This window comes from Delftia sp. GW456-R20 (assembly GCF_001622915.1).
Taxonomy (GTDB): domain Bacteria; phylum Pseudomonadota; class Gammaproteobacteria; order Burkholderiales; family Burkholderiaceae_C; genus Comamonas; species Comamonas acidovorans.
In genome coordinates, this window is the sequence record NZ_LWCN01000005.1 from 656,977 (window position 1) to 669,106 (window position 12,130).

A 12,130-nucleotide genomic window follows, 5' to 3' on the forward strand; every position below is an offset into this window, starting at 1 on the left:
TGATTAGTGACCATATATGTCAATGGTCACAACTGCGGATTTTAGGGCGACAGGCTTCTCAGCACCAATCCGGCCAGTTGTGCCGGCGCCTCGTCCGCATGGTCGAGGCTGTGCTGCAGCATCACCGGGTTCAGATAGGGGAGCATGACCAGGAAGATGGCACGCCCGGTTTCATCCAGTGGCGTCTTGCGCTCGAAGTCGCCCCGCTGGCGCCCGGCATCGAGTATCTGCAGCAGCAGCTGATGCATGCGTTCCTCATAGGCCTGCGCTGCCTGCCAGCGCTCGGCCGACGCGGAAATGGCGATCTCGTACAGCTTGCGGTCTTCGGAGAAAAGCCGCAGCGTGGCAGCGACGATCGCCTTGAACAGGCGCCGCAGCTGCTCGGGAGGCGCATCCGTGCTGGCGACGGCCTGGCGGATCTCCGCCTCCATCTCCATCAGGCAGTTGGAACAGATCATCTCGCCGATGACCTGCTTGGACTCGAAGAACTTGTAGATGTAGGCCTTGGAAAAGCCGATGGCCTTGGCAAGGTCGGACACCGTGGTTTTCTCATAGCCGTAGCGGCTGAAATGCTCTTTCGCCGCAGTCACGATCTGTTGCCGGATATCGTGTTCGACCGGGCCGCGCGCAGAGGTCGGATAGACGTTGGTGGTGCTCATGCGGCCTAGCTTACTCCATCAAAAAAATACTATGCAAGTGACCATTTTGGAATATAGTCACAGCGTCACCACGCTTCTGACTGTTGAACATGCCGCGTCTTGCCGCCCCCGTCTTTCTGATGCTCGCCAGCCTCTGTGCAGGGTGTGCGGTAGGCCCTGACTACCAGCCGCCCGCCCCGGCCCTGCCCCAGGCCTACATGGGCAGCCGCGTTCTGGGTGAGGGCAAGCCTCCTTCGCCGGCCTCCTCCACGGACCTTGCGGCCTGGTGGGCAGCCTTTGGCGATCCGCAGATGGCGCGCCTCGTCACGGCGGCACTGCAGCAAAACCTGGATGTTGCCCAGGCCGCTGGCCGCGTGCTTCAGGCACGCGCCGGGCTGGATGCGGCGGCCGCTGCGTTGTTGCCGTCGGCCCAGATCTCGGCGCAAACGGCCAGGAGCTATCAGTCGGTCGAAACTCCGCTGGGCCGGGTGCTCGACTCCATGCCGGGGTTCGATCGCTACGGCAGCGCCCAGGAGGCCAACCTCGGAGCCAGCTGGGAGCTTGATCTCTTCGGCGGCCTTCGCAGGGCCAGGCAGGCCTCCCTGGCCGAGTACCAGGCATCGGAAGCCGGCGCCACTGCCGTGCGGCTCGCGGTGGCCGCACAGACTGCGGACACCTATATCCAGATTCGCGGCCTGCAGGCGCGGCTGGCAGTGGCACGCTCGCAAGTGCAAACCCAGCAGCAACTGCGCTCCATCGTCGAACTCCGGTTTGGCAAAGGCCTGGCACCGGAGCTTCAGCTGCGCCAGGTCGAGGGAGCGCTCGCACGGGCACAAGCCACCGTCCCGCCGCTGGAAAATGCGCTCGAGGCCGCCCTCAACGCCATGGACGTGATGCTGGCCACGGCACCCGGCACGCACCGGGCAGAGCTGGCCGAATCCCGCCCGGTCCCCGTATTGCCAACCCTTTCCCTGGCGGAGGCGCCCGGCGATCTGCTGCGGCGACGCCCGGACCTCATCGCGGCGGAGCGGCGCCTGGCAGCGTCGAACGCACGCATCGGCGTGGCGATCGCCGAGTACTACCCGAAGCTGTCGATCAGCGGCCTGATCGGCAGCGCCACCTCCATCTCCGCAGGCAATCTCTTCAGCGCCGGCGCGTCGCAGGCAAGCGTTGTGGGCGGCCTGCGCTGGCGGCTGTTCGACTTCGGTCGCATCAACGCCCAGATCCACCAGGCGCAGGCACAGGAGGCGGAAAGCCTTGCCGCCTACCGGCAGTCGGTACTGCGCGCCACGGAAGAAGTGGAGAACGCCCTGGTCTCGCTGGACAAGCGGCAGGAGCTGATGGCCGTGCTCGCCAGGGGCGCGGATGCGCTCACGCGGGCCCGGCAGGCCGCAGGCGCCGCCTACGACAAGGGCGTGGTCAGCCTGATCGAGGTGCTGCAGGCGGATGAAAGCCTGCTGGGCGTGCTCGATGCACAGGCGCTGGCACGGACGGAGTCGGCGCGATCGACGGTCGCGATCTTCAAGGCGCTGGGCGGCGGCTGGACGCCGGAGCCCCTGCCTTCCAGGGCGTTGGCGGCCGCCAGCCACGGTCTTCCCGCCAGCGTTGCCCCCTGAACCTGCCACTTCCCGAAAGGAGCCCCCTTTCCACACAGCAAAGAAACCGAACACCCCTGCGGGACATGCGGCCCAGGCGACCTGCCCAAGCAGGCGGCCGAAGCCATGGCCCGGCTCCACCCACTCCATCTGTCAAACCATGTCAAACACAACCCCCTCCCCCACCGTTGCTGCAGCCGCACGCATCCTGAAGCCGGCGCTTGCGGCCATCGCCTTCTCGACCTGCTTCGCAGCCCATTCGCAGCCGCAAGACGCCTCGGCAGCCACATCGGACGCAGCGCTTTCCCGCGCCGAAGTCATCGCCGATCTCGCCCTCTGGCGCCGCGCCGGATTGGACCGCCGTGCGGAGATATCGATCTCCTACGGAGTCGAAACGCAGGAATATCGGGCCGCATACCAGGAGTACCTGCGCCTTCGCAACGGCGAGGCGTTTCAGGCGGAGGTCCGCAAGGCGTTGAGTCGGTAAGGCGGAGCTCCTCCCCGCCCAGGCCATCGCCGCAGCGGCTGGCTGCCTGGGGACGTGGCCCGGGGCTTTGCCTACAGGCCCAGGTCGGACAGCCCGGGGTGGTCATCGGGGCGACGGCCCAGCGGCCAGTGGAACTTGCGCTCCGACTCCTGGATGGGCATGTCGTTGATGCATGCGAAGCGCCGGCGCATGAGACCGTCGGCCTCGAATTCCCAGTTCTCGTTGCCGTACGACCGGAACCAGTTCCCGGCATCGTCGTGCCACTCATAGGCGTAGCGGACCGCGATCCGGTTTTCCGCGTACAGCCAAAGCTCCTTGATCAGCCGGTAGTCCAGCTCCTTCTTCCACTTTCTCTCAAGAAGGGCCTGGGCCTCGGCGCGGCTGTTGGCGAACTCCGCCCGGTTGCGCCATTTCGTGTCGGGGGTATAGGCCATCGCGACCTTGGCCGCATCGCGTGTGTTCCATCCATCCTCGGCCAGACGGACCTTTTGGACGGCGCTTGCGAGAGAGAACGGGGGCAGGGGTGGGCGAGTTTCCATGATGTGACCTTTTGAAAAAATGTAGAACGATCTGTCTACATGCGCCACTCTAACGGAGGTGGAACGATCTGTCTACAATGTCTTCATGAAAACTCCCGAGCCATCCTTCGAGTCATTGCCTCCCCGCGAGCGCATCCTGGTGGCCGCCCATCGCCTCTTCTACGCAGAGGGCATCCGGGCCACGGGCGTGGACCGGATCATCGAGCGGTCGTCGGTCAGCAAAGTCACCTTCTACCGCCAGTACGCCAGCAAGGACGACCTGATCCGGGCGTACCTCGACTACCGCCATGAACGGTGGATTTCCTGGTTCCAGGCCAGCCTGGCGCAGGCGACCGCGACGGGCTCGTCCGCGTTGGATGCTCTGTCCGCCACCCTCAGGAGCTGGTTCGGCCAGCCCGACTTTCGGGGCTGCGCCTTTCTCAATGCCGCTGCCGAACTGGGCTCGTCCGACCCTGAGATCCTGGCAACGGTCCGGCGGCACAAGCAGGAAATGTCGTCCGTGCTGGATCGCCTGTTCGGTGGCCATCCCGTGTCCGTGGGCGCTGCGCTCACCCTGGTGGCGGACGGCGCCATCGTCCATGCGCAGATGGGTCAGCCGATCGATGAAGTCATGGAGAACTTCAAGGCAGCGGCCGAGGGGGTTGTGAGCCGCCCCGGGTCTTGAGGAGGTTGCGCAAGTTCCGCACCGGGCCTCGTTACTCCCCTGCCAGCGCAACGACAGGATCGAGCCTTGCCGCCTGCCGGGCCGGCATGAAGCCGAACACCAGGCCCGTCGCCACCGCACAGCCGAAGGCCAGCAGCATGGCTCTCGCCGAGAAGACCAGTTCGCTGCCCCAGACGATGAGACCCGCCCCGATGGCCACCCCCGCCACGACGCCGGCGGTTGCGCCGACCATGGTCACCAGCACGGCCTCGGTGAAGAACTGTCGCTGGATGTCCCTTTGGCGCGCCCCGGTCGCCATGCGGATGCCAATCTCGCGCGTGCGCTCCTTCACCGCCATGAGCATGACGTTCATCACGCCGATGCCGCCCACCAGCAGGGACACGGCGGCGATCAGGCTGAGCATGGTCGTCATCGAATCCTGGGCCTGTGCCTGCGCCTGCAAACGCGCGGCCGCATTGGCGACGAAGAAATCCTCGCGTCCGTGGCGCAAGCGCAGCAACGCCTCGATGGCCGCCTGCGCCGGCAGCACGCTCGACGAATCCCGCGCCTGGACCACCGTGTAGTGCGGATCGAAGCTGCGGCCGTTCGGAAAAACGCGCAGGATGCCCGAGCGGTAGGGCACCACCACCAGGTCGTCTTGCGAACTGCCGCCATCGCCGGCGCCCTTGGCAGCCATGACGCCGACCACCTGGAACGGTGTATTGCCGATGAGAAGTTGCCTGCCCAGCGGCGATTCATCTTCGAAGAACCGCTCGCGCACCTTCTGCCCGATCACGACTACCGGCGCGAGCTGTTCGTCCTCCGCCTCGGTAAAGAACCGGCCTTCTGCCACCGGCCAGTGATGGATGGACGGCCATGCATGGGTGGCCGCGATGGTGTCCGCCTGCCAGGCCAAGTTGCCATGTCGCAGCATGGCCGGGTCGCGCGCCACGGGCATGGCGTGCGCCACTTCCGGCAGCTTCTCCATCTCTTCGAGGTCGGCCAGGGTCGTCACGCCCTGCGGACCACCCTGCGGTGGCGGGCGGTTGTTGATGTACATGACGGTCGAGCCCATCGCGCCCAATCGCGCGACCACATCCTCGCGCGCTCCCATGCCAACGGCCAGCATCACGATGACCGAGGCCACGCCGATGACGATGCCCAGCAAGGTCAGTGCGGTGCGCGAGCGGTGGATGCGCATGGAGCGCCAGGCCGATCGCAGCGCCTCGCGCAGGTCCGACAGCAGCGGCGTGCCCGGCTCCAGCCGCGCCCGTGCCGCGCCGGGTGTGGGGATGGCGGCGAGCGCGAGGTCTGACGCGGCCTGGCCTGACGCGGCTCGGCCTGTCGCGGCGCGGCCTTCCCGGACGTCGCCGACGATGCGCCCGTCGCGGATCTCCACGACGCGCCGGGCCTGTGCCGCCACCTCGCGGTCGTGGGTGATCAGGATGATGGTGTGGCCGGCATCCGCCAGCTCGTGCAGCAGTGCCATGACCTCGGCGCCGCTTTGGCTGTCCAGCGCGCCCGTGGGCTCGTCGGCCAGGATGATGCGCCCGCCATTCATCAGCGCCCGGGCGATGGAGACGCGCTGCTGCTGTCCTCCGGACAGCTGGTTGGGCCGCAGGTGCAGCTTGCCGGCAAGCCCCAGGCGTCCCAGCAGCGCGCCTGCACGTTCTGCGCGCTCGGCCCCGGTCTTGCCGGCGTAGATCGCCGGCATCTCCACGTTCTCCTGCGCGGAGTCGGTGGCGATCAGGTGGTAGCCCTGGAACACGAAGCCGAAGGCCTCGCGTCTAAGCCAGGCCAGCTCGTCGGCAACCAGGTCGGCCACGTCACGGCCGTTGAAGCGGTACGTGCCTTGACTCGGCCGGTCCAGGCAGCCCAGCAGGTTCATCAGCGTGGACTTGCCCGAGCCGGACTGGCCGACGATGGCGACGAATTCCCCGGCATGGATGGCCAGGTCGATGCCGTGCAGCACCTCCACCACGGGGCGCCCCGTGGTGGCGCCGCCATAGCGCTTGCGGATGCCCCGCAGTTCGATCAGCGGGGTCACCACCGCAATCTCCTGGGGCCTGCGGCCGGGGCCGTCTCACCGGTGATGATCCGGTCCCCTTCGGCCAGCCCCTCCAGCACCTCCGCCTGAAGGCGGTCCCTCACGCCCAGACGCACACGGCGGACTTCCACGACCTGGTCGGGTGACCGCTCGGCAAGCAGGCGGACCTCGTGCGTCTTGTCGGTGTGGAGGTCGCTGGCGGTCTTGAAGGCGGCCAGCGGAGCGACAAGCACCCCCTGGGCCGCCGCAGCCACCACGGTAGCTTGGGCCGTCATCTGCGGCATCAGGGCGCCGTCGGGATTGTCCACGTCGAACAGCACGGTGTACTGCACGGCCTTCATGGCGGGCGCCGCAGCAGCGCCGCTGCCACCGGCGGCACCGGCACCGGATTGCACGGGCGGGGCCGGCAGCACCTGCCGCACCTTGCCGCTCCATCGGCGCCTGTCCCCTCCGAGCGTGGTGAAGTAGGCAGCCTGGCCCACCTTGACATGGCGGATATCGGCCTCGGACACCTCGGTCCACACCGTCATCCGCGAGAGGTCGGCAATGCGCAGCACCACGGGCGTCTGGTAGGTGGCGTTCAGCGTCTGGCCTTCCTTGACGTCGATGCCTGTCACCACGCCTTCAATGGGTGCGTAGATGCGCGTGTAGCCCAGCCGCGCCTCGTCGGCGCGCAGACTGGCCGCCGTCTGGCGAATCGTGGCCTCGTACTGCGCCACCTTGGCCCGCGCCGAGCGCCGCATGGCAGCGGCCGTCTGCACGTCCTCCAGCCGGGTGGCTCCATCACGCGCCATCTGCTGCTGGCGGCTGTACTGCTGGCCGGCCAGCTCCGCCTGGGCCTGTGCATCGTTCAGCTGGGCCCGCAGGCTGGCAATCCGGGCCTGTCCGGCCTCCACGGTGGCCGCCAGCACGCTGGCGTCGATCTCGGCCAGCAACTGGCCCTTGCGGACCGTATCGCCCGGCTGCACGTGGATATGGGTGATCTGGCCTGATACCTGGGCGCCCACGTCCACCGAACGCACGGGTTGCAAGGTGCCGATGGCCGCGACGCTCGATTCGATGTCGCCGCGGCCGACCGTGGCCGTCTGCCATCGCGGCGATGAATCCGGCCGCAGCAGGAGCCAACCCGCGGCAGCGGCCACCGGAATCAGGATCGCCAGGGCGAGCCTGCCCGCGCCGGGCCGCCACCGGCGCTGCGTGGAGTGCGGCGGCATCACCGGGCAGCCTCGCAACTCGATGTGGCGTTACGGCGCATGTCGTCGTGCTTTCCGTCCCGCCGGTCAGTAGTCATAGCGCAGGGTCACCGCGAAGCTGCGTGGCGTGCCGGCGAAGACGCCACCGTAGTTGTTGTTGGTCGGGATGGTCTGGTAGTAGTGCTTGTCCAGTGCGTTGCGAACGTTCACCTGCAGCCGCAGGCGGCTGGTGAACTGGTAACCCGCATGCAGGTTCAGCAGCGTGTAGCCGCCCTGCTGGATGCGAAACCCGGCACCGTCGTGCGACATGGCGCTCTGTGCCTGCACGCTGCCGCCCACACGCCACCGTCCACCGGGCAGGCGGTAGTCGGTGGACAGCTTGAAGACCTTGCGCGGCAAGGTGGTGTTGTAGTGCTTGCCCGCATTGGGGCCGGCCACGTACTTCGGGTCGCTGAAGGTGAAGCCGGCGGCAACGTTCCAGCCTGGTGCGGGCGAGCCCGTGACCTCCAGGTCGATGCCACGGTTGCGTACCTTGGCGCCCTCTGTGTAGCAGCGGGCGCCGCCACTGAGCCCGCAGGTCGAGGCCATGCTCAGGGCCACCGGCAGGTTCAGCTGGTCGGTCTGGAACACGGCCAGCGCAGTTTGCAGGCGGCCGTCGAAGAACTGGCTCTTCACTCCGGCTTCGTAGTTCTTGCCCTTCACCGGGTCGAGCAGGCCGCTCGGGCTGTAGTACTGCTGGATCGAATAGATGTCGGTGTAGCTGGCGTAGAGCGCATGCGCAGGACTCAGGTCATGGACCACGCCCGCATACGGAATGAACTGCCGGCCGGAGTCGAACGAGGCGGTCGTGTACGGGCTGCGGGAGGAATAGTCCGACCAGCTCAACCGGCTGCCGACGATGAAGCTCAGCGCCTCTGTGGCGCGCAGGCGGGTGGCGATGGAAGCGCCTTTCTCGTTGCGCTCCAGCGCATAGACGGAGGGCGTGCTGCTGAAGCCCGGCACCCGGATCGAGGAGAAGTCGAAGCCGGTGACGTCTATCGTCTGCGAGCCCCGGGGCGCGTAGATGTCGTAGTCGAAGTTGTCCCTGCGCGTGCTCAGGCCCAGCATGAGCTGGTGCTGGCGGCCGAACAGGGTGTAGGGGCCTGTGGCATGCAGGTCGAAGGCGAACTGCTTGTCGGTGTACTCCGCGTCCACCCAGGTCAGGGCATGGCTGTCGCCCGAGATCCGTGCGGGGTAATTGGCAACGAAGCTGGCCTTGGAACGCACCGCGTTGAAGGCGGCGGCCAGGTTCCAGCCGTTGCCCAGGCGGTGCTTCACGTCGCCGAAGACGGTGTAGTTGTCCCGGTTCAGGTGCGCGTCGGGACCTGCTTGCGAGGCCGAGCGGTCCAGGGGGTAGAACGAGCCATCTTCCCGCGTGTTGAAGCCGCCCCAGTCGTAGCCCTGGTGGTTGTCGCGCTGCGCGCTGAAGCCGAGGCTGGCCGTCGTGGCGGCGCCCAGGTCGGTCTCCACGATGGCGTAGAGCATCCGGTTGTCGGCCTCGGCGCCCTGCCTGAAGCTGTTGGACTGGTTGTTGAGCAGCACGGCGCGGCCGCGCACGGTGCCTTGGGCATTGAGCGGGCCGGATACGTCGAACTGCGCCCGGTAGTCCGCCCAGGAGCCGGCGCCGACCTCGGCACTCATCTGGAACTCGCGCGTCGGCCGCTTGCGCACCAGGTTGATGACGGCCGACGGGTTGCCCGAGCCCTGGAGCAGGCCGTTGGCGCCGCGCACCACCTCCACCCGGTCGTAGATCGCCATGTTGTTGAGCGACATGGCGTCGGCCGAAAAGCTCTCGGCCATGCTGGTGGACAGGCCATCGATCTGCAGGTCCGTGACCTGGAAGCCTCTGGAATAGAAGTACGAGCGCTCGGTGCCCAGCTGGCTGTAGGTGACACCCACAAGGGCATCGGTCACGTCGTCGAGTGACTGCATGTTGGCATCGCGCATCTGCTGCTGCGTCACCACGCTGACCGATTGCGGCGTCTCGCGGATGGACAGGTCCAGTTTGGTGGCAGTGCGCACCCGGTCCGCGGTGTAGGAGCCGGTGCCTTCGGTCGCTCCATTGGCATCGGCTTGCGCCGTCACCGTCACTTCCGCCAAAGTCACCTTGGAAGCCGCAGCCGCTGCTGTCTGGATGGTGAAGGTACCGGGCTGCGTGCTGACGGCGGCCAAGCCCGTTCCAGCCAGCAGTCTTGCCAAGGCTTCGCGTGCACTGAGATTGCCGCTGACTGCTGCGCCTTGGCGCCCTTCGACCAGCCCGTCATCAAAGAGCACCTGCGCTTGCGTCTGGCGGCCAAATGCCTTGAGGGCTTCGAGCAGGGGCTGGGCCGCAATGTGAAAGGGCTGGCGGGTTTCCATGGAGGCGGCGGGCTGGGCCAGCGCCTCGCCGGGGCTGACGGCCATCACGGCTACCGCTGCCGACACGAGCACCGCCACCAGGCTGGGCCGCAGCACAGGGCCGCACTCCTGTGTGCGGACAGACCGCGCACGGTGCGCGGCCAGCTTCCCATTGTTGTTCTCGAAACGTTCCCTCGACTGACCTTGGTACATGACCTGTAGCTCCTGGATTCCTTGTGCGTACGACGACGGCAGGCCCAGGGCAGGAAGGCGGGTACGCCCGCTTGCCAGATCAGGCGGGGGCGTAAAGGACAGCCAACTGCGCGGGGATGCCGCTTGCTTGCGGCCGTTGGCTGGGAATCAATCAGAAAGCGGTGATTGCTCATTTCCGTGGCTGGCAGCCCCGGGGCGCAGAAATTCCTCGCCCCTACCCATGAAGAAGCAGGAAAAGGCAAAACCAGAGAACCCGACAGAATGAAACAATTTGTATCTCAACGAGAACCGATCAGCCAGCCACCCTCGGCGCGCCGCTGCACGCGCACGCTGGCTACGCTGGGCAGGGCCAGGAGGAAGCGTTCCGGCTCCTCCAGCGCAAGCAGGCCCGAAACAGTCACGGCCTGGAGCGCAGGGCTCTCTATCTCCACCGGCTGGCCGAGGTAGCGCGACAGTTCATCCGCCACATGCCGAAGCGTGGCGCGCTTGAAGTAGATCTGCCCGGTCCGCCATTGCGCAACGTCTTGCGTTGCCACTGAAAGGCTGCGGCGGCGCCCGCTGGCGGGATCGATGGCCACACCCGCACCCGGGCCCATGGCGAGCACGGGGGCTTCGGGATGGGTCTTTGAGCGCACCTCGACGCGCCCTTCCTGCACCTGCACCACGAATTCCGGCGGGCCTGCCCGCACATTGAATGCGGTGCCGACGACGCGCACCTGGCTGCCGCTGCTGTCCACGGTGAAGGGCTTGCCGGCATCCGCCGCGACCTGGAAGAAGGCCTCGCCCTGGTCGAGTACGGTTTCGCGCCGGCGGGGGTAGTAGCGCACCTGAAGTCGGCTGTTGGCATTGAGCGCCACCTGCGATCCATCGGGCAGGTCGATGCGGCGAAGTTCGCCGGGAGCGGTGGCGATATCGACCGCATAGCTGGCGGTGTTGTCCCAGCGGTGCCAGCCGTACCCGGCGGCGACCACGGCGAACAGTGCTGCGGCGAAGGCCGATGCCATGGCGGGTCTGCGCGGCCGGTCCGCGGCCCCTGCAGCACTGCTTGGCTGCGGCGCCGGCCTGCCGGCGCGCGGCGCTTCGCGGGCGGCAGCCGCTGGCGGGTTGCTCCCGTAGACCGCCGGGAACATGGCCTTGAGTTGCTCCGCTTCACGCCAGGCGCGGCCGACACCGTCCATGGCCTCGCGATGGGCCGGGTCCTGCGCCAGCCACTCGTCGAGAGCGCGCTCGTCCGCGCCCGACCAGCCGGGCTGCTGGCGACGCACATACCACTCGCCCGCGCGATGGTTGAGCCCAAGCACCTGCTCGGGCGGGAGGTCCTGCAACCGGGAATGGCCTGGCTCTGCGCTCATGCTCTTTTGCCCTGCGCCGGTGGGGCGGCGCATTCGTCGTCGTTGTCTTCTTCGGCGTCCAGTGTGCCCTGCAGGGCCTGCAGGCGCCTCATCTGAGTGGCACTTGCGAACAGGATGCGCGTCTCGCAATAGCCGACGGCCCGGCCCAGGTGCTTCACCACCATCCGTGTACTGATCCCCATGCAATCGGCGGTTTCCTCAACGGTGCGCCCCTCGATCCGTTGAAGAATGAAGGCTTCGCGCTGCCGCGGCGGCAGTTCCTGGATCGCCTCGTGCAGCCGCGTCAGCCGCTGGCGGCTCTCGGCTTGACGCTCGGTGTCTCCGAAGCCCTCGGCAGAGATGGCAAGCAGCTCTTGCTGGCAGTCGTCATACGGAACACTCTGGAGCCCGTGCGCCTCCGGGCCCTTTTCCCAGTCGCGTGCCGCCACGCTGCGCACGGTCTGCCGCAGATAGGGCTGCTCCTGCCCGGGCTCGAGATTCCTGCCCGTGGCGGCCACCCGCGCGAACACTTCCTGCGCCGCGTCCTCGACCGCTGCAGTGGTTCGAAAGTGTCGGCGCAACATGCGCATCACAGGCGTGCGCCAACGCGTATAGAGCGCAACCAGGGGAGCCTCTGGAGTCTGGCGCCCAGGTATCGGCTCACCCCGCGCTGCGGAGACCGGATTGCGTTTCATCCCCTGGCCTTTGCGCCCGGGAGGAATGCAGCAGCCGACCGTGAACCCGCAAGGGCACTGCATTCGTCAGTGATGAAAGTCTGGAGGTGAGGCACAACGCGCAGATGGGCAACCGATCCGTGGCGCCGGGGGCCCCACGCATCGGATGGACAACGACGGGGAGGGGCGCCCTGAACATGTGCGCAGATCGCATGAATTGATGAATGAGATTCATTCCCATTCTAGCGCCTGGACATCCCTCAACCAAGACTCTGGCCCCCAGCGGCGCGCCGCAGGAACTCCATCGGCGCGGGCTCCGCAGATGCCACGTCTTGCCATAGTGCTGGCCGAGCGATGAGCCAACACCCACCGGGAATCCGTGGCGCAAAAGCAT

General features: G+C 67.1%; 10 protein-coding genes. 3 read left to right on the forward strand and 7 right to left on the reverse strand.

Annotation, left to right across the window (positions count from 1 at the left end; all coding sequences use genetic code 11):
• Positions 1–41: 41 nt before the first annotated feature.
• Entirely contained in the window at positions 42–659 is a 618-nt protein-coding gene (locus tag A4F85_RS26875) for a TetR/AcrR family transcriptional regulator (RefSeq protein WP_063328329.1), read from the reverse strand.
• An 89-nt stretch (positions 660–748) separates the two neighbouring features.
• Between A4F85_RS26875 and A4F85_RS26880 the strand changes: the two genes are divergently transcribed.
• On the forward strand, positions 749–2,254 hold the full coding sequence (locus tag A4F85_RS26880; protein WP_082848325.1) for an efflux transporter outer membrane subunit: 1,506 nt from the start codon (positions 749–751) through the stop codon (positions 2,252–2,254).
• 139 nt (positions 2,255–2,393) lie between these two features.
• Positions 2,394–2,720 carry a hypothetical protein gene (locus A4F85_RS26885; RefSeq protein ID WP_063328331.1) on the forward strand — a complete coding sequence of 109 codons (327 nt, stop codon included), beginning with the start codon at positions 2,394–2,396 and terminating at the stop codon, positions 2,718–2,720.
• Positions 2,721–2,791: 71 nt separating this feature from the next.
• Here the strand turns inward: A4F85_RS26885 and A4F85_RS26890 are convergent, their stop codons facing one another.
• Complete coding sequence (locus A4F85_RS26890) at positions 2,792–3,259, reverse strand: nuclear transport factor 2 family protein (RefSeq protein WP_016445466.1); 468 nt, start codon at positions 3,257–3,259, stop codon at positions 2,792–2,794.
• Between the two features lie 85 nt (positions 3,260–3,344).
• Between A4F85_RS26890 and A4F85_RS26895 the strand changes: the two genes are divergently transcribed.
• Entirely contained in the window at positions 3,345–3,923 is a 579-nt protein-coding gene (locus A4F85_RS26895; protein ID WP_063328332.1) for a TetR/AcrR family transcriptional regulator, read from the forward strand.
• Positions 3,924–3,954: 31 nt separating this feature from the next.
• On the opposite strand, the gene A4F85_RS26900 is transcribed toward A4F85_RS26895, so the two are convergent.
• The 5 genes from A4F85_RS26900 to A4F85_RS26920 form a co-directional block, all read right to left on the reverse strand.
• On the reverse strand, positions 3,955–5,949 hold the full coding sequence (locus A4F85_RS26900) for an ABC transporter permease (RefSeq protein ID WP_231890632.1): 1,995 nt from the start codon (positions 5,947–5,949) through the stop codon (positions 3,955–3,957).
• Positions 5,946–7,163: an efflux RND transporter periplasmic adaptor subunit gene (locus A4F85_RS26905; RefSeq protein WP_063328334.1), complete on the reverse strand. Its 1,218-nt coding sequence runs from the start codon at positions 7,161–7,163 to the stop codon at positions 5,946–5,948. The genes A4F85_RS26900 and A4F85_RS26905 overlap by 4 nt, the downstream gene beginning before the upstream one ends.
• A gap of 66 nt (positions 7,164–7,229) precedes the next feature.
• Positions 7,230–9,635, reverse strand: coding sequence for a TonB-dependent siderophore receptor (locus A4F85_RS26910; protein WP_231890633.1), 2,406 nt, complete (start codon positions 9,633–9,635; stop codon positions 7,230–7,232).
• 374 nt (positions 9,636–10,009) lie between these two features.
• Complete coding sequence (locus A4F85_RS26915) at positions 10,010–11,083, reverse strand: FecR family protein (RefSeq protein ID WP_063328336.1); 1,074 nt, start codon at positions 11,081–11,083, stop codon at positions 10,010–10,012.
• Positions 11,080–11,820: an RNA polymerase sigma factor gene (locus A4F85_RS26920; protein WP_082848301.1), complete on the reverse strand. Its 741-nt coding sequence runs from the start codon at positions 11,818–11,820 to the stop codon at positions 11,080–11,082. Before A4F85_RS26920 ends, A4F85_RS26915 begins: the two co-directional genes overlap by 4 nt.
• Between the last annotated feature and the right edge of the window lie 310 nt (positions 11,821–12,130).